Origin of the sequence: Polaromonas sp. A23 (genome assembly GCF_002001015.1) — a bacterium.
Classification (GTDB): domain Bacteria; phylum Pseudomonadota; class Gammaproteobacteria; order Burkholderiales; family Burkholderiaceae_C; genus Polaromonas.
The window spans coordinates 17,300-36,907 of record NZ_MUNO01000007.1; the positions used below are offsets into that span (position 1 = coordinate 17,300).

At 62.0% G+C, this 19,608-nt stretch carries 28 protein-coding genes; 20 read left to right on the forward strand and 8 right to left on the reverse strand.

Going from position 1 to position 19,608, the window contains the following annotated elements:
* The first annotated feature begins 127 nt into the window (after positions 1 to 127).
* Together B0B52_RS03215 and B0B52_RS03220 are read left to right on the forward strand one after the other, a co-directional pair.
* The gene (locus B0B52_RS03215) at positions 128 to 1,294 is read left to right on the forward strand and encodes an MFS transporter (RefSeq protein WP_077592176.1); all 1,167 of its coding nucleotides are present in this window, start codon (positions 128 to 130) and stop codon (positions 1,292 to 1,294) included.
* On the forward strand, positions 1,291 to 1,470 hold the full coding sequence (locus tag B0B52_RS03220) for a hypothetical protein (RefSeq protein ID WP_077592177.1): 180 nt from the start codon (positions 1,291 to 1,293) through the stop codon (positions 1,468 to 1,470). Before B0B52_RS03215 ends, B0B52_RS03220 begins: the two co-directional genes overlap by 4 nt.
* 7 nt (positions 1,471 to 1,477) lie before the next feature.
* Here the strand turns inward: B0B52_RS03220 and B0B52_RS03225 are convergent, their stop codons facing one another.
* Positions 1,478 to 2,059, reverse strand: a complete 582-nt coding sequence (locus tag B0B52_RS03225) for a TetR/AcrR family transcriptional regulator (RefSeq protein WP_077592178.1) — start codon at positions 2,057 to 2,059, stop codon at positions 1,478 to 1,480.
* A gap of 121 nt (positions 2,060 to 2,180) precedes the next feature.
* Between B0B52_RS03225 and B0B52_RS03230 the strand changes: the two genes are divergently transcribed.
* Both B0B52_RS03230 and B0B52_RS03235 read left to right on the forward strand, forming a co-directional pair.
* Positions 2,181 to 2,675 carry a DUF2141 domain-containing protein gene (locus B0B52_RS03230; protein ID WP_139351794.1) on the forward strand — a complete coding sequence of 165 codons (495 nt, stop codon included), beginning with the start codon at positions 2,181 to 2,183 and terminating at the stop codon, positions 2,673 to 2,675.
* Positions 2,672 to 3,583: a sterol desaturase family protein gene (locus B0B52_RS03235; protein ID WP_217349770.1), complete on the forward strand. Its 912-nt coding sequence runs from the start codon at positions 2,672 to 2,674 to the stop codon at positions 3,581 to 3,583. Before B0B52_RS03230 ends, B0B52_RS03235 begins: the two co-directional genes overlap by 4 nt.
* A 16-nt stretch (positions 3,584 to 3,599) precedes the next feature.
* Here B0B52_RS03235 and B0B52_RS03240 read toward each other — a convergent pair whose 3' ends face one another.
* Complete coding sequence (locus B0B52_RS03240; RefSeq protein ID WP_077592181.1) at positions 3,600 to 4,073, reverse strand: Cd(II)/Pb(II)-responsive transcriptional regulator; 474 nt, start codon at positions 4,071 to 4,073, stop codon at positions 3,600 to 3,602.
* Positions 4,074 to 4,143: 70 nt separating this feature from the next.
* Between B0B52_RS03240 and B0B52_RS03245 the strand changes: the two genes are divergently transcribed.
* The 15 genes from B0B52_RS03245 (at position 4,144) to B0B52_RS03315 (ending at position 13,087) form a co-directional block, all read left to right on the forward strand.
* The gene (locus B0B52_RS03245) at positions 4,144 to 4,782 is read left to right on the forward strand and encodes a cation transporter (protein WP_077592182.1); all 639 of its coding nucleotides are present in this window, start codon (positions 4,144 to 4,146) and stop codon (positions 4,780 to 4,782) included.
* Complete coding sequence (locus B0B52_RS03250) at positions 4,779 to 5,159, forward strand: DUF3703 domain-containing protein (protein WP_077592183.1); 381 nt, start codon at positions 4,779 to 4,781, stop codon at positions 5,157 to 5,159. The genes B0B52_RS03245 and B0B52_RS03250 overlap by 4 nt, the downstream gene beginning before the upstream one ends.
* 30 nt (positions 5,160 to 5,189) lie before the next feature.
* The gene (locus B0B52_RS03255; RefSeq protein WP_077592184.1) at positions 5,190 to 5,645 is read left to right on the forward strand and encodes a hypothetical protein; all 456 of its coding nucleotides are present in this window, start codon (positions 5,190 to 5,192) and stop codon (positions 5,643 to 5,645) included.
* A gap of 110 nt (positions 5,646 to 5,755) precedes the next feature.
* A complete protein-coding gene (locus tag B0B52_RS03260; protein ID WP_139351795.1) occupies positions 5,756 to 6,067 on the forward strand; it encodes a hypothetical protein in 312 nt (103 codons plus the stop codon).
* An 8-nt stretch (positions 6,068 to 6,075) separates the two neighbouring features.
* Positions 6,076 to 7,494, forward strand: a complete 1,419-nt coding sequence (locus B0B52_RS03265; RefSeq protein ID WP_077592186.1) for a TolC family protein — start codon at positions 6,076 to 6,078, stop codon at positions 7,492 to 7,494.
* A gap of 1 nt (position 7,495) precedes the next feature.
* Entirely contained in the window at positions 7,496 to 8,914 is a 1,419-nt protein-coding gene (locus B0B52_RS03270) for a multicopper oxidase family protein (RefSeq protein ID WP_077592187.1), read from the forward strand.
* Between the two features lie 14 nt (positions 8,915 to 8,928).
* Positions 8,929 to 9,507, forward strand: a complete 579-nt coding sequence (locus B0B52_RS03275) for a Spy/CpxP family protein refolding chaperone (protein WP_217349771.1) — start codon at positions 8,929 to 8,931, stop codon at positions 9,505 to 9,507.
* 17 nt (positions 9,508 to 9,524) lie between these two features.
* Entirely contained in the window at positions 9,525 to 10,022 is a 498-nt protein-coding gene (locus tag B0B52_RS03280; protein WP_077592189.1) for a plastocyanin/azurin family copper-binding protein, read from the forward strand.
* A 22-nt stretch (positions 10,023 to 10,044) separates the two neighbouring features.
* Complete coding sequence (locus tag B0B52_RS03285; RefSeq protein ID WP_077592190.1) at positions 10,045 to 10,512, forward strand: DUF411 domain-containing protein; 468 nt, start codon at positions 10,045 to 10,047, stop codon at positions 10,510 to 10,512.
* Positions 10,513 to 10,529: 17 nt separating this feature from the next.
* On the forward strand, positions 10,530 to 10,817 hold the full coding sequence (locus B0B52_RS03290) for a copper-binding protein (RefSeq protein ID WP_077592191.1): 288 nt from the start codon (positions 10,530 to 10,532) through the stop codon (positions 10,815 to 10,817).
* A 60-nt stretch (positions 10,818 to 10,877) separates the two neighbouring features.
* Complete coding sequence (locus B0B52_RS03295; RefSeq protein ID WP_077592192.1) at positions 10,878 to 11,255, forward strand: hypothetical protein; 378 nt, start codon at positions 10,878 to 10,880, stop codon at positions 11,253 to 11,255.
* Between the two features lie 84 nt (positions 11,256 to 11,339).
* The gene (locus B0B52_RS03300; RefSeq protein ID WP_139351796.1) at positions 11,340 to 11,654 is read left to right on the forward strand and encodes a copper-binding protein; all 315 of its coding nucleotides are present in this window, start codon (positions 11,340 to 11,342) and stop codon (positions 11,652 to 11,654) included.
* A complete protein-coding gene (locus tag B0B52_RS03305) occupies positions 11,651 to 12,301 on the forward strand; it encodes a hypothetical protein (protein ID WP_077592193.1) in 651 nt (216 codons plus the stop codon). The genes B0B52_RS03300 and B0B52_RS03305 overlap by 4 nt, the downstream gene beginning before the upstream one ends.
* 34 nt (positions 12,302 to 12,335) lie before the next feature.
* Complete coding sequence (locus tag B0B52_RS03310; RefSeq protein WP_077592194.1) at positions 12,336 to 12,689, forward strand: heavy-metal-associated domain-containing protein; 354 nt, start codon at positions 12,336 to 12,338, stop codon at positions 12,687 to 12,689.
* Positions 12,686 to 13,087 carry a hypothetical protein gene (locus B0B52_RS03315; RefSeq protein ID WP_077592195.1) on the forward strand — a complete coding sequence of 134 codons (402 nt, stop codon included), beginning with the start codon at positions 12,686 to 12,688 and terminating at the stop codon, positions 13,085 to 13,087. Before B0B52_RS03310 ends, B0B52_RS03315 begins: the two co-directional genes overlap by 4 nt.
* Before the next feature lie 26 nt (positions 13,088 to 13,113).
* Here B0B52_RS03315 and B0B52_RS03320 read toward each other — a convergent pair whose 3' ends face one another.
* From B0B52_RS03320 to B0B52_RS03345, 6 genes are all read right to left on the reverse strand, one after another.
* Entirely contained in the window at positions 13,114 to 13,569 is a 456-nt protein-coding gene (locus tag B0B52_RS03320) for a hypothetical protein (RefSeq protein WP_254425621.1), read from the reverse strand.
* A 22-nt stretch (positions 13,570 to 13,591) separates the two neighbouring features.
* On the reverse strand, positions 13,592 to 14,632 hold the full coding sequence (locus B0B52_RS03325; protein ID WP_077592196.1) for a cytochrome D1 domain-containing protein: 1,041 nt from the start codon (positions 14,630 to 14,632) through the stop codon (positions 13,592 to 13,594).
* A gap of 2 nt (positions 14,633 to 14,634) precedes the next feature.
* Complete coding sequence (locus tag B0B52_RS03330; protein ID WP_254425622.1) at positions 14,635 to 15,177, reverse strand: SRPBCC family protein; 543 nt, start codon at positions 15,175 to 15,177, stop codon at positions 14,635 to 14,637.
* Positions 15,178 to 15,181: 4 nt separating this feature from the next.
* Positions 15,182 to 15,442: a DUF2933 domain-containing protein gene (locus tag B0B52_RS03335; RefSeq protein WP_077592197.1), complete on the reverse strand. Its 261-nt coding sequence runs from the start codon at positions 15,440 to 15,442 to the stop codon at positions 15,182 to 15,184.
* 12 nt (positions 15,443 to 15,454) lie between these two features.
* A complete protein-coding gene (locus B0B52_RS03340; protein ID WP_254425623.1) occupies positions 15,455 to 15,904 on the reverse strand; it encodes a hypothetical protein in 450 nt (149 codons plus the stop codon).
* A 171-nt stretch (positions 15,905 to 16,075) separates the two neighbouring features.
* Positions 16,076 to 16,519, reverse strand: a complete 444-nt coding sequence (locus B0B52_RS03345) for a hypothetical protein (protein WP_077592198.1) — start codon at positions 16,517 to 16,519, stop codon at positions 16,076 to 16,078.
* Positions 16,520 to 16,793: 274 nt separating this feature from the next.
* Here B0B52_RS03345 and B0B52_RS03350 point away from each other — a divergent pair, with 274 nt between their 5' ends.
* Positions 16,794 to 19,484, forward strand: a complete 2,691-nt coding sequence (locus B0B52_RS03350; protein WP_371327360.1) for a cation-translocating P-type ATPase — start codon at positions 16,794 to 16,796, stop codon at positions 19,482 to 19,484.
* The last annotated feature ends 124 nt before the right edge of the window (positions 19,485 to 19,608 follow it).

Sequence of the window (19,608 nt, forward strand, 5' to 3'; positions counted from 1 at the left end):
TTTTGATAGCTAATTTTGCCCGCGGGCAAAGGGCCAGGGGCCGACTTCATTGTTGAACTCACCAAATTCGCCCCCTGTGCCAAGCCCGGGCCCCGGGGGAACGCAGTTAGTTTTTTTCGACCATCCCATGCCACCTGTTCTCTATCTCTTTGCCCTGTGTAACCTTGTCATCGGCAGCGGCGCCTTTGTGCTGGGCGGCATCCTGGTGCCAATCAGCGAGTCGCTGAACATCAGCCTCGCCGCTGCCGGCCAGGTCATGACAGCCTATGCCGTTTCCACCGCGGTGATTGCGCCGGTGCTGATTGTTGCTACCGCACGCTGGCCGCGCAAACACGTCGTTCAGCTGGCCCTGGCGCTGTTCACCGCCGGCTGTCTGGTGTGCGCACTGTCGGACAACCTGTCCGTGCTGTTGCTGGGCCGGGTGTTGATGGGTGCCGGCGGAATGTTCAGCGCCGCGGCGTCGGCTCTCGCTGTCAGCCTGGTGGCACCGGCGCTGCGGGGCCGGGCGCTGTCGATCACCTTCCTCGGTATGAGCATCAGCTACGCCGTGGGTGTGCCGGTCGGCGCCTGGCTGGGGTTCGAGTACGGCTGGCGCGTGCCGGTCTGGCTGTCGGCAGGTGCCAGCCTGGTGATGCTGGTGGCCGCCAGCTGGCTGGTACCGGCCAACATGGTCACGGCCGGTGCAAGTTTTGCCGGTTTCGGCGCCACCGCGCGACAAGGTGCTGTGCTGCGCACCTGGCTGCGCACGCTGCTGTACTTCATTGCGATCTTCAGCGTCTTTGCCTACATCGGCCCGGTGCTGCAGGCGCTCAACACCATGAGCTCGACACAACTGTCCATCACGCTGGCGGTGTTCGGCGCGGCAGGCGTTGCAGGCACACTCTCTGGCGGCTGGGCGAACGACCGCTTCGGCTCGCTGCCCACCATGCGTACGCAACTGTCGGTACTGATTCTCACCATGCTCGTGCTGCCGCTGACACGCGGCCATCTGTACGCCACCATGGCAACGTTGATCGTCTGGGGCATCGCCGGTTTCGGACTGATGGCGCCACAGCAAAGCCGTCTGGCCGGCCTGGCCCCGGCGCAGGCACCGCTGTTGCTGAGCCTGAACGGTTCCATGCTGTACGTCGGCACAGCACTGGGCGCCGTGGTCAGCGGCTCGGTGCTGGGCCATCTCCATCTGTGGCAGCTGGGCTGGGTCGGTGCACCCTTCGGCTTGCTGGCCCTGCTGACGCTGGCCTTTGAACCGGCGCAGGTACGACCTGTCGGCAGCAGCGCCGCCGGATCGCCGTGACGGCCTGCGACCAGCTCACCGTTTTGTCGAACGCGCTGCAGCAGCTGAGCAGCGATGCATTGGGCGTGGCCGCGTTCTCACGCCTGGCGCAAAACCAGCCCGAGCTGCGCGCAGCACTTCCGACCAGATACACCGAGGTGCTGTTTCGTCTAATGCACCAGTTACGCAGCCCATGAGAGCTTTTTACGAAGCTGGCGCCGCTAGCACAGGCCTGCTCCATTGATGAAACAAATCCTTGATTTCCGCTGGCTTCTGCGGCTGATTTTTACCTAGCCACCAAGCCAGCATTTCAAACAGCGCGCCCCCCAAATAATGTGCCCGGGCAGCCGATTGCCAGCTGCGTGATTTGCCGGCAGGCGCTCCAGCCTGCACCAGCTCTATCAACAGTTCGCGAAAACGGTCCTGCACGTAGTGGCCAGACCTGCGGCCCAGCAATGCACGAAACACATCCTGTGCTTCATGCACATGGTCCACCAATCCCGACACAAACGCCAGTTGCTCTGACTGCGCCGGGCTTGCCTGGGCTTGTGCAAGCAGTGCACTGCGCAACCCCGCAAAGCTGGCTTTGAGTAACTCCTCCTTGTTGGGATAGTGTTGATAGAAAGTGGATCGGCCAATATTGGCTCGGTCGCACAGTGTCTGTACATCGATGGCATCCCATCCGCACTCCACCATCAGCTGCATCAGAGCTTCACGTAAAGCATCACGGGTCCGTTGGATACGGCGATCCAGAACTTCCACAGAGGCGGGCAAGCGCGATTTCATGCATGGCTCCTGAACACAAGTTGGTGTTCTGTCTGCTATCGAACAAATTTCACCACGAGGCGCTTTGCGGCCTTTGAGGGGGATCAGAAGATAGCGGCCATCAAGTTATTTATTGAACACCGTGTCCGCTATTGATAACAGGAATTCTATGCCGCCACCAGTATTGCGCAGCACTTCACGCAAGAAAAACTATTTCGCTCTTTTGAGCGCATGCACCTTCGCAACCAGCGCCGTCCAGGCTCAGGAGCCGGCCCGCGCCCTGTTGCATGTCAATGTTCTGGGGCTGCAAAACAGCCACGGCCAAGTGGTTGCCCATCTGTTCAGGGAAGGCGGTGACGTATTTGGCAAGCCCTATGCCAAGCAGAGGCAACCCGTTTCCGATCAGCCGGTCATCGTCACTTTTGTGAACCTGGAACCAGGCCGCTACGCGCTGATCGCTTTCCACGATATCAACGGTAACAACGATCTGGACCACAACATTTTCCGTCTTCCAGCAGAACCCCTGGGCTACTCCAACGGATTCGAGCTGAGCTTGCTGTCTGGATTGCCCGATTCGAAAAAACTGGCATTCAGTGTCGGCCCTAACACCCAAACCGTTGCCATCACCGTGAAATGACTATGACCACTCCTGCGCCCGCCTCCTCCAGTTTTCCGGCAAACGTCGCTCTTGCTACTTTTGTGTCCTACCTGTTTTATCCCCTGCTGCTAGGTATCACACTCTCTTTATATTTCGGGGCGCTGGCGTATGGCTGGAATCTGGCGACCGTATTTGCCTGGATGGCCGGCCTGCGCATTCTGTTGTTACTGGCCGTTGAGTTCTTGCATCCGGCTAAAGCCGAATGGAAAATGACCTGGGCAAGCTTTCGCCGGGATCTGAAATACATGGCGGTCAATGGTGGGGTCACAGCGCTGCTGAAACTGGGTGCGGGCTGGTTGGCACTGGATATGAGCCGCCTGAACACCGGCATTGTTGCCAATACATCCATCTTGATGGAGTTTCTCGCAGTACTGCTGGTGTTCGAGTTTTTCCAGTACTGGTACCACCGCCTGAGTCATGAAAGCCCGGGCCGTTGGGGCGCGTGGCTATGGAAAGTACACGTTGCGCATCATCTGCCCGACAAGGTGTACTTGCTGATGCATCCGGTAGGGCACCCGCTGAATCTGGTGATCTCACTGGCATTGGTGCAACTGCCCTTGGTCGTACTGGGTGCACGGCCGGAGTCCATATTTTTATTCAATGCGCTGATGGGGTTACAGGGTTTGGTATCGCACTTCAATGTAGACATCAAAGCCGGCCCTTTGAATTATTTGCTGGTCGGCACTGAATTGCACCGCTACCACCACAGCGCCAACGTAGACGAAGCCAAAAACTACGGTGTGTTGACTCCGTTTTGGGATCTTGTTTTTGGCACTTTTGAATACCATCCAAAGCGCCTGCCAATCGCACTGGGCGTCAAGGAACCGGCGCAATACCCTGCGAGCAATGAACTGGGGAAAGTTTTAGCACTGCCGTTCAGTCGTTAAACCGCATGCTCACCGTCTACACGTGGCGCTTTTTCGGTGCCGGACGAGACGGCGTCGAAACCTGCGCATCAGCCAGTTCGTGCAGCGCTTCGATGATGTGGCAATGCGTGTCGCTGCCGTCGCAGCGGTTACGCAGCGCCTTGAGGTCTTTCTCCAGCGCCTTCAGCTCCGTCAGCCGCGCGCGGACATGGCCCAAGTGCCCGTCGAGCGCGTCGCGTGCCGCTGCGCAATCCGTCTTGTTGTTCAGGTCCAGCCCCAGCAAGGTGCGCACCTCGTCCAGCGACATGTCCATGGCCCGGCACAGGCGGATGAAACGCAGCTGGTGCACATCGCCTTCACTATATAAACGATAGCTGTTGTCGCCCCGGCCCTGTGGACTGAGCAGGTTTTCCTTTTCATAAAACCGGATGTTCGCTGTGCTGACGCCGCTTTGCCGCGCGGCCTCGCCGATCTGATAACCCCGGACGGCGGATGGGCTTGAAACAGGCATCGCTTGACCTTGAAGTGACTTGAGGGTTTCCAATCATGCCATCAACCCGAAAACACTGGAGAAGCCCTCAATGTCCGCTCATTGCTGCGACCACGATGCCACGGCCGCCCAGGCCAACAGTCCGCGCTACCGGAAGATCCTCTGGGTCGCGCTGGCCGTCAACCTGGCCATGTTTGCCATCGAAATTGCGGCGGGCTTTCGCTCCGGCTCGGTTTCGCTGCTGGCTGACGCCATCGACTTTTTTGGCGACGCAGCCAACTACGGCGTGAGTCTGGCGGTGCTGTCCCTGGGCCTGGCCTGGCGTTCCCGCGCGGCGCTGCTCAAGGCAACGAGCATGCTGGCCTTCGGCGTGTTTGTGCTGGGCCGGGCGGGGTGGGTGGCCACCCAGGGCGGCGCGCCCGAAGCCCTGACCATGGGCGCCATCGGCCTGCTCGCGCTGCTTGCCAACGTGCTGGTCGCGGCCCTGCTGTACGCCTACCGCGAAGGCGATGCGAATATGCGCAGCGTGTGGCTGTGCTCGCGCAACGATGCCATCGGCAACCTGGCCGTGATGCTGGCTGCGCTGGGTGTGTTCGGCACCGGCAGCGCCTGGCCCGACCTGGCCGTGGCGGCGGTGATGGGCAGCCTGGCGATCTGGGGCGGCTGGTCGGTGATGCAACAGGCACGGCGCGAATTGCGTGCCAGCCGCTTGGCCCGGATACATGCATGAACACCTTCATCCATGACGAGCGCCACCGGGTTTTCAGGCAGCTGATGCTCGGTTTCAAAACGACCGGCGCCGCAGAAACCGGCGAGCGCTGGGCATGGCTGGAAGCCGCGCACGTGGTCGGGCAGCATGACTTCAGCCTCCACTGGGCCTCACACGCAGCGATGCTGCGTTTTGCACTGCAGACCCGGGACATGCGCGAAGCGGCCGGGCAGGTGTTTCGCCTGGGGCTGGTTCCGCTGGGTCACCTCCTGCAGCGTCTTCCTGCTGGAAACCCCGGTCGTGCCACCGTCAGTGCGTTTGCGCCTAGGCCGGTTGACGAACATTTGGGCCAACTGATACGGCAGGCGAGCGCTCCAGCCCAGCGATCTTTTTTTTGAACTTTCACCGCTCTGCCGTATCATTAACTTATGCGCCGCCTCTTTTTCATCGCCATGATCTTCCTGCTGCTCCTGCGCGGCATGGTGGGCGATGCAATGGCCACGGGCATGGCCGCCGGTCATTTGCAGCGGGTTTCTGTTGCTACAAAATTCATAGCTTCTCCCACCCATGAAACAAGGGCGGACGGGCATTTTGACCATGAAACAGCCACACATGAAACAGCCACAAAATCCATGGCGCACCCGGCGGCAACGCCTCCCGATTGCGCAGGACACGCCGCTGGCGACGCTTCCGCTCCCCTGACCCCGGAAGCCACCGGACACTGCGAATCCTGTGCGGCCTGCCAGGCCTGCAACACGATGGCGCTGTCGCCGCTGGCAGCCCGCACCGCTTCCCTCTCGATTCCTCCTGCGCTACCGCATTCGCCGGCCGCCCAATTTGCCAGCGCCGTCGCAGCGCTGGGTCAAAAACCACCGATTTCCTGACCTCCAGGCCCGTAGTGGGTCTGTACTTGCCATCCGGCATGGGCTTCACGCCTTTTCGCCGGATTCGCGCGATTTTTTCGATCGCCCCGCTTGTCTGTCAGGAGATTTTTGTGACCATCCGTTTCTTTTTTTGCATGCTGGTTCTGCCGCTAGGTATAGCCAACGCCCAGGGTTCACCAGCCCCGCAAGCCACCGATCCGGCGGCGCCCGTGCCCGCGGTGAATTACCGCTCCGTGTTTTCAGATCTCCCCACCGGTGTGGAAGCCGGGCGCGAAGACTGGAAAAAAGCCAATAACGACGTCGGCCGCTTCACGCGCGGCCACCCCGACATCCTCAAGTCGGAGCAGCAGGCAACGCCAGCGGCCCCTGCGGCCAGAACGGATGCCGCCCCACCTGCGACGGCCCATCCCCACAAACATTGAGCTGCACCATGTTTTCATTCCACAAATCCGCAACGGCCCTGCTGGCGGCCGCGACACTGGCCGGCTGCGCCAGCCTGTCGCCCGACGGCAACCTGGCCGACATCAATACATTGACTGCCGGCAAAACGTCGGGGGTACAAGCCCCGGTCGGGCGCAGCGACAGTGCAGAAACCCGCGAAGCGGTGAACCGCTTGCTGGCCGACCCCCTGAGCGCGGAATCGGCCGTACGCATTGCGCTGCTCAACAACCCGGGCATCCACGCCTCCATGGCCACCTTGGGCATCAGCGACGCCGACCGTGTACGTGCCGGCACGCTGCCGAACCCACATTTCTCGATTGGCCGCTTTGTCGAAGGCAGCAAGGTGGAGATTGAGCGCGGCATCGGCTTCAACGTCATCGGCCTGCTCACCCTGCCCTGGCGTGCCAAATACCAGAGCCAGCAACATGAGGTGGCCAAGCTGCAGGCCGCGCAAGAGGTTGTCAAACTCGCCGCCGACACGCGCAAGGCCTGGATCAACGCCGTCGCCGCGCAACAGACCGCCAGCTACATGAAAGACGCGAAGGACGCGGCCGAGGCCAGCGGCGAGCTGGCCCGGCGGCTGGCACGTGTGGGCAACTGGAGCAAGCTCAACCAGGCACGCGAACAGGCCTTTGTTGCCGATGCCGCGGCGCAGTTGGCACGCAGCCAGAACGCGGCGTATGCCGCACGCGAAAAACTCATCCGCCTGATGGGCTTGTGGGGAACGCAGACGCAGTTCACGCTCAGCGAGCGCCTGCCGGACCTGCCGAAAACAGTGGCGGAGATGCCGGACATCGAAGCCCGCGCGCTGCGCGACCGCCTGGACGTGCGCGCCAGCATGGCGCAGGCGAGCTACGTCGCCGACTCGATGGGCCTGACCCGTACCACCGGCTTCATTAACGCGCTCGACGCGAAGTACTCACGCAACACCACGTTCGACAACGCGACCGGTGACAAGGAAATCAAGCGCGGCTGGGAGCTTGAGTTGCCGCTGCCTATTTTCGACTGGGGTGGTGCCGGCAATGCGCGCGCACAAAACCAGTACATGCAGTCGGTGGCGCGCGTGCGCGAAACAGCCATCCAGGCCCGCTCCGAGGCACGCGAAAGTTACCACGCATGGCGCACCGCGCATGACCTGGCGCTGCATTACCGCAACGAGGTGGTGCCGCTGCGCAAGTTCATCAACAACGAACTGCTGCTGCGCTACAACGGCATGCTGGCCAGCGTGTTCGAGCTGCTGGCCGACACGCGCACCAGCATCGCGGCCGTCAATGCCAGCATCGAAGCGCAGCGCGACTTCTGGCTGGCCGACACCGACCTTCAAACCACACTGACAGGGACCTCCGCCGGCATGGCGCCCCTGGCCGCCGGCCCTGCTGCCGGCGGCAGCGAAGCCCGAGGACATTGACATGAACATCAACAACGAACGCAGACGATTTTTTGCCGGTGCAGCCGCTGCCACGGCGACCGCGGTGGCAGCCAGCGCGGTGAACCGCGTCGCCATGGCCGCGCTGCCCGAGCCGGTGATACAGGCCAAACCCGACACCATGCCGCCGCTGGTACCCAGCACGGGCCGGCCCTACAACCCGGTGGTCACGCTCAACGGCTGGACCCTGCCCTGGCGCATGAACAACGGCGTGAAGGAGTTTCACCTGGTGGCCGAGCCGGTGGTGCGCGAGATGGCGCCCGGCTTCAAGGCCAACATGTGGGGCTACAACGGGCAAAGCCCCGGCCCGACCATTGAGGTGGTGGAAGGTGACCGTGTGCGCATGTTTGTCACCAACAAGCTGCCCGAACACACCAGCGTGCACTGGCACGGCCAGCGACTGCCCAATGGCATGGATGGTGTCTCGGGCCTGACCCAGCCTGCCATTCCGGTAGGCAAGACCTTTGTCTACGAGTTCGTCGCGAGGCGGCCCGGCACCTTCATGTACCACCCGCACGCCGACGAAATGACGCAGATGGCCATGGGCATGATGGGTTTCTGGATCACGCACCCGAAGGCGAAACATCCGCTGATCGACGAGGTGGACCGCGACTTCGTGTTCCTGCTCAACGCCTACGACATCGACCCCGGCAGCATGACACCCAAGATCATGACCATGACCGACTTCAATCTGTGGTCGTGGAACAGCCGGGTTTTTCCGGGCATCGACACGCTCAACGTACGCAAGGGCGACAAGGTGCGCATACGCATGGGCAACCTGACCATGACCAACCACCCGATCCACCTGCACGGCCACGAGTTTGTGGTGACCGGTACCGACGGCGGCCCCACGCCGAAATCGACACGCTGGCTTGAAGTCACCACCGACGTCGCGGTGGGCCAGATGCGGCAGATCGAATTCCTCGCCGACGAGGAAGGCGACTGGGCCTTTCATTGTCACAAGAGCCACCACACCATGAATGCCATGGGCCACGATGTACCGACCATGATCGGTGTGGACCACCGCGGCCTGATCAAGAAAATGCAGAAGGCCGTGCCCGACTACATGGTCATGGGCGAGCGCGGCATGGCCGACATGGGCGAGATGGAGATGGAAATCCCCGAGAACACCGCACCCATGATGACCGGCACCGGCCCGTTCGGCCCGGTCGAAATGGGCGGCATGTTCAGCATGCTGAAGGTGCGCAAAAACCAGAAGCCCGGCGACTACAGGGACCCGGGCTGGTACAAGCACCCGGCCGGCACAGTCGCTTACGAATGGACGGGCGCATTGCCCGACCCGGCGCGGCCACGCGCCGGCAGCAAAGCCATGCCGGCAGCCTCACCGGGCCCGGTGACACAGGTTCAGATCCGCAAACCTTCCGGCCATGCCGGCCATTGACTGAAAGGAAAAACATGACAAACCAACTTACTCTCAAATTGATAGCTGCCAGCGCATTATTAATGGGAGCTGGAGGCGCATTTGGTCAACATTCCCACCAGCCGTCACATGAAGCCAGCCCCTATGCAGGCCAGCAGACGCGCGAAATCAAGGCCCTCTCGTCCACCCAGACAACCGACCTGCTGGCCGGCAAAGGCATGGAGCTGGCCAAGGCCGCCGAGCTCAACGGCTACCCCGGGCCCATGCACACGCTGGAGCTGGCTGCGCAACTCGAGCTGAGCAGTGAGCAGAAGCAGGCCAGCGAAGTGCTGATGAGTCGCCACAAAGCGGAGGCTCGCGAACTGGGCGCACAGCTGGTGGAAGCTGAACGTGCGCTGGACCTGGCTTTTTCATCGCGCCAGATCGACGCAGCCCGGCTGGCGGCCCACACTGACCGCATTGGCAGGCTTCAGGCCCTGCTGCGCAAGTCGCATCTGGAAACCCATCTGCAGCAAACCGCACTGCTGAGGCCGGAGCAGATCTCCCGCTATGCGCAGTTGCGCGGCTACACCGGATCGCCTGACTCTTTCACACCCTCAAGCAAGCATCATTAACCGAAACGGAAATATCCATGAAAAAATTCACCTCAGCCCTCCTCGTTGTTTTGATAACAAGCGCCAGTACCTTCGCTTTCGCCCACGGCGACGAGGCGCACGCAAAAAAAGCCGGCCCGGTCAAGAAAGAACAAAAGGAATGGGGCATTGGAGGCGACGCCAAGGCCGTCACCCGAACCATCACTTTCACCATGACCGACAACATGCGTTTTGATCCCGACAAGATCAACGTCAAGCAAGGCGACACGATCCGGTTCGTCATTAAAAACGGCGGCAAAGTCATGCATGAAATGGTGATAGGTACAAAAAAGGACCTGGAAGAACATGCCGCACTGATGATGAAGTTTCCCGCCATGGAACATGAAGAGCCTTACATGGCACACGTAGGACCGGGCAAAACCGGCGAACTCATCTGGACATTCAACAAACCCGGCAGCTTTGACTTTGCCTGCCTGATTGCCGGCCACTACCAGGCCGGCATGACAGGAAAAATCACTGTGGCGGCTTCCCGCTAGCCCTCACTCCAAAGAGAAACTCATGCAAAGAAGATTCCTTATTCAAGCCATCGCCAGCCTCGCCGGCACTTCCCTGCTGGCGCCTGCATTGATGGCCCAGACCCGGCCGCAGGTCGAAGTCTGGAAAGACCCGGGCTGCGGCTGCTGCAAGGACTGGGTGGCCCACATGGAAGCCAATGGCTTCGACGTCAAGGTACACGACAGCGGCAACACCGCCGCGCGCAAGCGGCTGGGCGTGCCCGACAAGCTCGGCTCCTGCCATACCGCGCTGGTCGGTGGCTACGCCATCGAGGGCCACGTGCCCGCCCGCGAGGTGCACCGCCTGCTCAAGGAACGCCCAGCCGCCGTTGGTCTGTCGGTGCCCGGCATGCCGGTCGGCTCGCCCGGCATGGACGGCAAGATTTACGGCGACAGAAAAGACCCGTACGACGTTGTGCTCATCAGCCGCAACGGCAGTACCCGCGTTTATCAAAGTTACCACCGCACCTGAACCGAAAGGATTTCCCCATGAAACATTTCACCACCCTGATTGCCACCCTGGTCACGTCGGCTGCCTTCGCGCAGGCCGGCCCGCCCGCCACCGAAGCCGAAGTCCGCAAGGTCGACAAGGACGCCGGCAAGATCACCCTCAAACACGGCGAGATCAAGAACCTGGACATGCCGGCCATGAGCATGGTGTTCCAGGTCAAGGACAAAACCCTGCTGGACAAGGTCAAGCCCGGCGACAAGGTCAGCTTCACCGCCGACAAGATCGACGGTGCTTACACCGTCCTGTCGATCGAGCCCGCCAGGTAAGACGCATCCCGGCCTAGTCCGGGGTTTTGAACTTTTCGCCCGTCCCCGTATCATTCCTCCATGCGTCACCTCCTGCTTGCCCTGTTGATCGCCGTGCTTCCTGTGCGCGGGTGGGTCGGCCATGCCATGGCGGTGGACATGGCGTCGCAGCATGCCGCCCTTGCGCAGGCTGTTGCTGCGGGTGACCCAACCCCGATGCCGGAGGACTGCCCCATGCATGCGCAGATGGCAGACACCGCGGCCGAATCGGCGCAAGCCAGCCAGGCCGGCATGCTCTGCCAGGGTTGCGACACCTGCCAGCTGTGCCTGGCGATGGCTTCTTTCACCGGAGCAGTCGTGCAGGCTGCAGCCTGGCTGCCGCACGCGGCACCGATGGACGCCGGACTCCTTTTCAACAGCGCCGACCAGCCTTCAGGCATCAAACCGCCTATTTCCTGATTTCCATGCCCAAGGTACGTCTGCCGACCCAGGCAGACGCTTCAAAAACCGGCGGCTCTTGCCGCCTGCATGCAGGAAACTGGAATGAGATATTTTTTATACACGTCACTCGCGGCACTGCTAGGCCTCGGCGCAGTCGCGATGGTCCATGCCGCAAAGCCGGCCCCCGAATCCGCCGAAGTGGTGAAGGCGAAAGTGGTCAAGGTCGACGCTCCCCGCAGCAAGATCACCTTGAAGCACGCGCCCATCCGCAGCATCCGGATGGAAGCCATGACCATGCCCTTCAGGGTCAGCGACCCGACGATGCTGGCGCCACTCAAGGCGGGTGACCGGGTCACTTTCTCCGTCGCAATGCAGGACGGCGAGCTGGTGATCACGCAGATCAAGGCGGCGAAATGACGGCCTGGTACCGCTTTCTTCTGGCTGCGGCCCTTGTGGCCGGCACATCCACTTCGGTGCAGGCCGGTCCCATGGGCTTCAAGGACAGCACCATGGCCATGGGGGACTTCAGCCCCGGCTGGCGCGAGGCCTGGGTCAACCACGCCGTCACCGCACGCGATGCCTTCGGTGTCGGCGGCGTTTACATGCGTTCGGACGACAGGCGCCTGACCCGCGAGTTTGCGGAACTGACTTACACCCGGCTGGCGCACCGTATCAACGGGGAGCACTCACAGGCCAACTTCTGGTTTGTGGGTGGTGCGGGGCAGCTCAAAGGCAATGACTTTGGGGGCAGCAAAACCATGCTGGCTCCCGGCGTCTCGGCCGACTATGAAACCACACGTGTCTATGTGTCCGGGTCTGTGCGGCTATACCGCGCGCCTGGCATCAGGCACGACTTTGCCTCGGTGCGGACCGGGTTCTCCTTTTACGAAACCGACTATGACGAAATGCAGCCCTGGCTGATCCTGGAAGCGCGGCGCATGCGTGGCCTGTCGGAGAAAACCGAAATCACGCCGATGCTGCGCTTCATCCACAACCGTTACTTCGTCGAGGTTGGCATCAACAACATGAAGCAGGGCCGTTTCAACTTCATGTACATCTTCTGAAAATTCACCTACCTCTTTCATTCAAGGACTCATCATGAAATCATTTACTATCAAATTCATAGCAGCCTGCGCAGGTGCTACCCTGGCTACAGGCATTTTTTCCTCTGCATTTGCGGTCGAAAGCATCAAGGCCACCGTCAACGGCATGGTGTGTGCATTCTGCGCACAGGGCATTGAAAAACGCCTGTCTGCCATGCCGGCCACCCAGGCCGTGTTCGTGGACCTGAAGAAAAAAATCGTGGTCGTGGAAGCCAAGGACGGCCGGGCGCTGGACGGCAAAGCCATCAGCCATGAAATCAAGGAAGCGGGATATGACGTGACCAGGCTGGAAACGGTGGCGCAATCGGTGGCCGACATCAAGGCCCAGATGAAAGCAAAAAACAAATGACGCCGCCCCTGCGCGACCCGGTCGACAAGACATCGGCCTGGTCCTCCTGGGCCGCGCTGTTTGCCAGCTCCGGCACGCTGATCTGCTGCGCGTTGCCGGCCCTGCTGGTGGCGATGGGCGCCGGCGCGGCGCTGTCCACACTTGTTTCCGCCATGCCTGGGCTGGTCTGGGTCAGCGAGTACAAGGAAGCAGTGTTTGCGGCGGCTGGCCTGATGCTGGCGTTCAGCGGCGTGCTGCAATGGCGCAACCGGTCGGCTCCCTGCCCGCTTGATCCCGCACTGCGCCAGGCCTGTATGCGCATGCGGCAAACGTCAACACGGGTGTACGGAGTGAGCGTAGCGATTTATTTTGCTGGCGGCTGGTTTGCTTTCGTGCAACCGTGGCTGGGCAATGCCTGACCGCGCTATCAGAGAGGCCACTCAGCTCACTCAGGAAACACTTGTCCGGAAGCCTCTTCCCGCAGGTAGCAGATCAACCCTGAAATCCACAGCATGGCAGGCACCAGCAGCAGCCAGCGAAAATCCGACTGCAACATGAAGTTCGTTGCGCTCATCAGCATGACGCTGGCTGCTCCGGCCAGCGTCATCGCTGCAAACGTTCCCCTGGCACGGTTGGCAAGGTAACGGCAAGCCACCAGCAGGGTCAGTGCGCCGGTGGCGACCATGAAACCACCCATCACATTGAATACATGATCAAGCCAGCGCAAAAGGCCGGGCGCTGCAGTCAGCAGGATTTCCATGGAACTCCCCATAAAACGGGGATCCTCCGGAAGCAGGGCTGGGCGCAGGAACAGGAAATAAACGCCCAGCCCCACCATCCATAAACTGCAGGCGGCGAACACCTTGGCGGAAGCACGCATTCTCATTTTGGCCGACTGCATGAACAGGCTCCTGTTGAAGTTCTCATGGTCTGACGCTGACACCGTTGGGCCCTTTGCCAACGGAGACGGTTGCAACCACACTGCGCTTCCTGATATCGAGCACCGACAGCGAACCGGCGTAGGTGTTCGTGATGTAGGCGTACCGCCCCTCCCGGTTAATAGCCACACCGTGGGTACCGGCGCCGGTTTCGATGGTCCCGATCACCTTGAAACTCTCCAGATCGATCATGCTAAGGGTCTTGCCCGGCTTGTTCCGCGTTCCCTGGTTGGCAACAAGCAAGGTGGTGGAATCCGGCGTCGAGAACAACTGGATGGGGACCGTTCCGACACCAATCCTGCGCAAGACCTTGCGGGTCGCAGGATCGATCACAGCAACGGCGTTTTCGCCTGACAGTGAAACAAAAGCGAGACGCCCGTCGGGCGTAAAGCCAACCTGGGCAGGCCCTTTGCCCACCGGTATTTGCGTCACCTCTTTTTGGCTGGCTGTATCAACAACAGATACCGTGCCCCCTTTGAGGTTGGCAACATAGGCTTGTTTGCCATCCGGGCTGATTCGAATACCGTGAGGAAATTTTCCAACCGCTATCGTTGACACCCGGCGTTGCGTCGACGCATCTATCACGCTCAACGTGTTGTCACCACCATTGGTCACGTAGGCAAAACGCCCATCAGGGGTCAGCACAACATGAGCTGGATGCAACCCTACCGGTACTTTCGAAACCACTGCATCGGTCGCGGCGTCAATGACCCAGACGGCACCAGCACCGCTTGTGGCCTGATGTTCGTCCTTGCCCATGTCCTGATGGGCAGAAGCATCTGCAGCAGCCGGCTCTCCATTGTTGGTCACCCACACCCGCGTTCCATCCGGCGACACCTGCACGTTATGCGGTTTTCCGCCGACACGCACGTTGGCGAGCAACTTGAACGACGCAGCATCCAGCACACTGACCGTGTCGGCATCCTCGTTCGCTACATACACCTTGTCTGCCGCTGAACAGACACCCGCAACACCCCACCCTGACAGCATTGCCGCCATCACCAGCCAGTTTCTGATTCCAGACATGATTACCCCTTGTTAAAAAAATCCACTGCGTCCCGGGCCATGCGGGTCACACACCAATCTGCGTAGACCTGACCCAGGAGTTTTCCCAACCAACGCCCCGCAAAGCCGGTTGGAAGGCTGTAGTCAATCCAGACACGCAAGCGGGCGCCGGTAGCTGCCGGGGCAAGTTCGAACCCCATTCGGTATTGGTCGATCACCAGCAAGCGCGGTTGACCGCGCGTTTCCCAGGTCTTGCGAAAAGGAGGCTCATGGTGAGTAACCACTTCCTCCACATGCAGAGACACTCCCAGGATCACGCCTTTCATGCGTATCACTGATCCCACCGCCTGGCCCCGCAGACTGTCGAGCTCTGTCTTCATCGTTGCGCCGGCCATCATGAGAGACGGCTTCTCCATGTGCGCAGACAGCCGCCTGTGATCGTCCAGCACTGCAAAAACGGCTGCGGGATCGGCGGCAACATCGGCCAGTGCTTCCCGATGAAGCTGGAACGGCGCACTCATGCCCGGTTCGGCCGCAGGCCATGGTGATGCGTTTTTCAGCGCCATGTTCCTACCCCTTCCACTGGTTCGTGCGATCCGGCTCCTGTCGCCGATGCGCATGGCCACCATGGCCGCCACCACCGTGTCCATGCATCAGGTGCATCAACGGACAAGCCAGCAGAAGCAGGTACGGCCAGAAGCCAAGAATATGACCCCAGTGTTCACGCAGAAGATAGAAGCCAGCGATCAGGGCGGCCGTTGCGACAGCCATGCCGGCAGGACGGCGCCAGAACGGGGGCGCCGGCTGATCATTGTTGTCAAACTGATCCATGATGACTCTCCTTCAAAGTTGCCAGCGAAAAATCCGGGGGGCGAATTCACCCAATCGCGCAATCCTGAGTTCGATCACGCCCGGTCGCGGCGCCGGAACATCGAAGGCCAACAACCCTTCGCGGTGATGGCCGCCGGGTGGCGCTCCCTCCCAGCTCACAGGCTTGAATGTGCGGCCCTCGTCAGTCGCCAGGGTGGCGCTGCGGGCCAGGTCATCGTTCAAGTCTGCGCTGTGGGTGTCCAGCACAACTGTGAACTCCCATCGGCTGTCCAGGGTTCCGATTGATTTCGGTGTTACCTTGATCGTTACCCCTCGGTCGCTCGTCGACCGTGTGGTGGTCGCTTCAGGACTTGTCTGTGCCATCGCACCCCGGGGCGCTGACGCCAGCACAAGCCCGGCGCAGGCTATCGCGCCAGCGAACAGGCTGCGCCTACTCAATGGGTGGTCTCGTGTGTCAAACATACCGGTCTCCTCAGGAAATAATTTGCACTGAAAATGCAGCGTACTGGCGTCAACGCAGGAGCTGGCGCGATGCCGGACCCACGCCCAACCACCTGGACACTGCGCTCCTGGACTTGGAAATAAACGCGGATCTTCGGAACGCGAGGTTCCGGGCCAGCCGTCAGCAGGTGGCTAAAGTGTCAGCCGGGAGTAGCGCACCCGCATGGGCCGCTCAGGTAGAACGGGTTGGGTGTCGTCGAATCTCCGAGGCGACGTCGCAACAGGCGTCAACGCTGTCCAGAGAATGGACACCAGAGGCGCCGGACCAGGATCGACCTGGTCTGCCGTCAAGTCCTGCCTGGGCAAGGAATGCCCACCATCGTCGCAGGCCTTCAGGCACGGGGCCTTGGCAACATGCGAGTCGTCGTCGTGGCCAGCCACAACTCCCGCATGACCTGGGGAGACAAAGGGGGCTTGCGCGATTTCGAATAGTTCGACGGGTGCTGCGTGGGCGTGCGTGACGCGCGCTTCCAGCAAGCAGGCATTGGCGACTCCTGAAGCCAGAGCAAACAGCCACCCCAGCAACACCAGGAATGCGGTGTGGCGTTTGGTGCGGGTGCTGAAAGAAAGTTTCATGGACGTGCAGGTTCCGAAAGTCCATGCTAACGGCGCCCCGCGACGGCGAATTGATATGCATCAAAGGGGATGGTGCCCGTGGGTACGGTATGCCGGTAATCCCTGCAAACAGTCATGGATCCCGCAGTGCAGCACCGGCCTCCGATGGCAGCGTGATCACCGCGATGGCAGCGGGCTTGATGTAACGCAAGCGGCAGGGCATCCCATCCGCTGCGGCTGCGGTCTGCGGTTCGGCGTGGCCGTTTTTGCGCTAACCTGACAGGACCAACCTGTTATGCCCATGACCGCCAAGACCCCCTCGTCACACAGCGGGCCTGCGACCGCTCCTACGCTGTGGCATGCCTTGCCGGCCGGCGAAGTCCTCACCCGGCTGGCCTGCAACCCCGCCGTGGGGCTCAGCGCCGCAGAAGTGGAAAAACGACACGCGAGCGAAGGCGCCAATGCCCTGCCCGAACCGCCGCGCCGCTCCATGCTGGCCGTGTTCGCGCGCCAGTTCAAGAGCCCGCTGATCTACATCCTGTTTGCAGCCGTCGTCCTGGCGGTTGCCATGGCGCACTATGGCGATGCGGTGGTCATCCTGGCCGTGGTGCTGGTCAATGCCGTGGTGGGCACCTTCCAGGAGGGCCGCGCAGAACGTTCGATGGCCTCGCTGCGCCGGTTGGCCGCGCTACGGGTGCGGGTACTGCGCGATGGCCAGGAGGCACTGATCGAAGCGCGCGAGCTGGTGTCGGGTGATGTGCTGCTGCTGGCTGCGGGAGATGCGATTGGTGCCGACGCCAGGCTGATCGAAGAGGCGCAACTGCAGGTCGCCGAAGCGGCCCTGACCGGCGAGTCGGTGCCGGTGAGCAAAGCGGTCACGCCGCTGTCCGAGTCCGCGGGGCTGGCGGACCGCCACAACATGCTGTTCTCCGGCACCTACGCAACCGCCGGGCGCGGGAGTGCGGTGGTCGTCGCCACCGGCCCCCGTACCGAAGTCGGTCGCATCGCCGGACTGACCGAAACCGCCGCCGACCCCCAAACGCCGCTGGAGCAACGCATCGCGCAGTTTGGCCGCTCGCTGGTCGTCGCCGCGCTGGTGCTTTTTGTCTCGGTGGTCGCGCTCGGGATGTTCAGGGACTTGCCGCTGGCCGATGTGCTGATGGTGGCCATCAGCCAGATGGTGTCCATGGTGCCCGAAGGCCTGCCGGTGGCCATGACCATCGCACTGGCCGTCGGCATGCAGCGCATGGCGGGGCGCGGCGCCATCATCCGTCGCCTGTCAGCCGTCGAAACCCTGGGCTCGACAACCGTGATCTGCACCGACAAGACCGGCACCCTGACACGCAACGAAATGACGGTCAGCGCCTTGTGGCTGCCCGGCGGGCTGGAAGTGTCCGTCAGCGGCACGGGCTACGCACCCGAGGGCCGGTTGAGTTCCGGTGATGCGGCCCTGCTGCCGCTGCTGCAGGCTGCCGCGCTGTGCAATGACGCGCAACTGCTGCCGCCCGAGGAGGCGCGCACACAGTGGTCGGTGCTGGGCGACCCGACAGAAGGCGCACTAAAGGTACTCGCTGCCAAGGCGGGCATTGATCTGGAAAAACTCGCCCGCGAAGCATCGCGCGAGGCCGAGCTGGCCTTCGATGCCGACACCCGCATGATGGCCACACGCCACCGCTTTGCCGGTGCACCACGCCGCGTGTTCATCAAGGGGGCGCCCGAAGTGCTGCTGCACCTGTGCGCGGCCGACGGAACGGCCGTGATCCACACGGCCCGCGCGGCCGCCGACGCCATGGCTGCGCGCGCGCTGCGGGTGCTGGCCTTTGCCGTGGTAGAGGACGATGCTCTGGACCCCGAGGCCGGTTTCGACGCACTGGCCGGGCGCGCCCGCCTGCTCGGCCTGGCCGGCCAGATCGACCCGCCGCGCGAGGAGGTCAAGGCCGCCGTCGCAGAATGCCGCGCGGCCGGCATCCGGGCCGTCATGGTGACCGGCGACCACAAACTCACCGGCCTGGCGATTGCCCGTGAACTCGGCATCGCGCGTGACGGTGACCGCGCGGTGGACGGCGCAGAACTCGAACGCATGAACGAGGCAGATCTGCGCGACGGGCTGGACCACATCTCGGTCTTTGCGCGTGTCCATCCGGCGCAGAAGCTGCGCATTGTCGAAGCCCTGCAGGCGCGCGGCGAGGTGGTGGCGATGACCGGCGACGGCGTCAACGACGCGCCCGCGCTGGCGCGCGCCGATGTGGGTGTGGCCATGGGCATCACCGGCACCGAGGTAGCCAAAAGCGCGGCCAAAATCATCATCACCGATGACAACTTCGCCACCATCGTCGGCGCGGTCGAACAGGGGCGCGTGGTTTACGGCAACCTGAAAAAAGTCATCCTTTACCTGTTCGCCACCTCGATCGACGAGGTCGTGGTGCTGCTGCTGGCCCTGCTGGCCGGCTACCCGCTGCCGCTGGCGGCGGTGCAAATCCTGTGGATCAACATCGTGACCGAGGGCACACTGACCGTGAACCTGGTGATGGACCCGCCCGACGGCGATGAGATGAAACGTGCGCCGGTGCCGCGCAACGACCGGCTGGTGGACCGCACCATGCTGGGCCGGGTGCTGCTGATGTCGGCCACCGCCGTGCTGGTCACCTTCGGCTGGTTCGTCTGGCGACTGGGGCAGGGCGTGCCGATTGATCTGGTGCGTACCGAAACCTTCACCGTGCTGGCGATGTGCCAGTGGTTCAACGTGCTCAACTGCCAGTCGGCCACCCGCTCGGCATTCCGGCTGGGTCTGCTGAAAAACCCCTGGCTGCTCGGCGGCCTGGCCCTGAGCATCGCGCTGCAGGTGTTGGTGCTGTATGCCCCGTTCATGAACACGCTGTTTTATACGGTGCCGCTGGCGCCTGCCTCCCTGCTGCCCTTGTTGCTGCTGGCCAGCAGCGTGTTGTGGGCGGAAGAGCTGCGCAAGTTCGTCGTGCGTCTTCGTTAAAGGCAACCGCACGACTCCGACCCGCCATTTGCCATCCGCTGCCGCGAGTGCCGACGCCCGGTGTGAACCTTCTTTGGCAGGGCAAATTTGCTATCATAAACATAGCTTCTTACGCCCATAAACA

What these genes read in the sequence shown, in the direction of transcription:
- B0B52_RS03215 (WP_077592176.1), top strand. Translation starts at nt 128, where the DNA reads ATGCCACCTGTTCTCTATCTCTTTGCCCTGTGTAACCTTGTCATCGGC.
- B0B52_RS03225 (WP_077592178.1), bottom strand. Translation starts at nt 2,059, where the DNA reads ATGAAATCGCGCTTGCCCGCCTCTGTGGAAGTTCTGGATCGCCGTATC.
- B0B52_RS03235 (WP_217349770.1), top strand. Translation starts at nt 2,672, where the DNA reads ATGACTATGACCACTCCTGCGCCCGCCTCCTCCAGTTTTCCGGCAAAC.
- B0B52_RS03240 (WP_077592181.1), bottom strand. Translation starts at nt 4,073, where the DNA reads ATGCCTGTTTCAAGCCCATCCGCCGTCCGGGGTTATCAGATCGGCGAG.
- B0B52_RS03245 (WP_077592182.1), top strand. Translation starts at nt 4,144, where the DNA reads ATGTCCGCTCATTGCTGCGACCACGATGCCACGGCCGCCCAGGCCAAC.
- B0B52_RS03250 (WP_077592183.1), top strand. Translation starts at nt 4,779, where the DNA reads ATGAACACCTTCATCCATGACGAGCGCCACCGGGTTTTCAGGCAGCTG.
- B0B52_RS03255 (WP_077592184.1), top strand. Translation starts at nt 5,190, where the DNA reads ATGCGCCGCCTCTTTTTCATCGCCATGATCTTCCTGCTGCTCCTGCGC.
- B0B52_RS03265 (WP_077592186.1), top strand. Translation starts at nt 6,076, where the DNA reads ATGTTTTCATTCCACAAATCCGCAACGGCCCTGCTGGCGGCCGCGACA.
- B0B52_RS03270 (WP_077592187.1), top strand. Translation starts at nt 7,496, where the DNA reads ATGAACATCAACAACGAACGCAGACGATTTTTTGCCGGTGCAGCCGCT.
- B0B52_RS03275 (WP_217349771.1), top strand. Translation starts at nt 8,929, where the DNA reads ATGACAAACCAACTTACTCTCAAATTGATAGCTGCCAGCGCATTATTA.
- B0B52_RS03280 (WP_077592189.1), top strand. Translation starts at nt 9,525, where the DNA reads ATGAAAAAATTCACCTCAGCCCTCCTCGTTGTTTTGATAACAAGCGCC.
- B0B52_RS03285 (WP_077592190.1), top strand. Translation starts at nt 10,045, where the DNA reads ATGCAAAGAAGATTCCTTATTCAAGCCATCGCCAGCCTCGCCGGCACT.
- B0B52_RS03290 (WP_077592191.1), top strand. Translation starts at nt 10,530, where the DNA reads ATGAAACATTTCACCACCCTGATTGCCACCCTGGTCACGTCGGCTGCC.
- B0B52_RS03295 (WP_077592192.1), top strand. Translation starts at nt 10,878, where the DNA reads ATGCGTCACCTCCTGCTTGCCCTGTTGATCGCCGTGCTTCCTGTGCGC.
- B0B52_RS03300 (WP_139351796.1), top strand. Translation starts at nt 11,340, where the DNA reads ATGAGATATTTTTTATACACGTCACTCGCGGCACTGCTAGGCCTCGGC.
- B0B52_RS03305 (WP_077592193.1), top strand. Translation starts at nt 11,651, where the DNA reads ATGACGGCCTGGTACCGCTTTCTTCTGGCTGCGGCCCTTGTGGCCGGC.
- B0B52_RS03310 (WP_077592194.1), top strand. Translation starts at nt 12,336, where the DNA reads ATGAAATCATTTACTATCAAATTCATAGCAGCCTGCGCAGGTGCTACC.
- B0B52_RS03315 (WP_077592195.1), top strand. Translation starts at nt 12,686, where the DNA reads ATGACGCCGCCCCTGCGCGACCCGGTCGACAAGACATCGGCCTGGTCC.
- B0B52_RS03320 (WP_254425621.1), bottom strand. Translation starts at nt 13,569, where the DNA reads ATGCAGTCGGCCAAAATGAGAATGCGTGCTTCCGCCAAGGTGTTCGCC.
- B0B52_RS03325 (WP_077592196.1), bottom strand. Translation starts at nt 14,632, where the DNA reads ATGTCTGGAATCAGAAACTGGCTGGTGATGGCGGCAATGCTGTCAGGG.
- B0B52_RS03330 (WP_254425622.1), bottom strand. Translation starts at nt 15,177, where the DNA reads ATGGCGCTGAAAAACGCATCACCATGGCCTGCGGCCGAACCGGGCATG.
- B0B52_RS03335 (WP_077592197.1), bottom strand. Translation starts at nt 15,442, where the DNA reads ATGGATCAGTTTGACAACAATGATCAGCCGGCGCCCCCGTTCTGGCGC.
- B0B52_RS03340 (WP_254425623.1), bottom strand. Translation starts at nt 15,904, where the DNA reads ATGTTTGACACACGAGACCACCCATTGAGTAGGCGCAGCCTGTTCGCT.
- B0B52_RS03345 (WP_077592198.1), bottom strand. Translation starts at nt 16,519, where the DNA reads ATGAAACTTTCTTTCAGCACCCGCACCAAACGCCACACCGCATTCCTG.
- B0B52_RS03350 (WP_371327360.1), top strand. Translation starts at nt 16,794, where the DNA reads ATGCCCATGACCGCCAAGACCCCCTCGTCACACAGCGGGCCTGCGACC.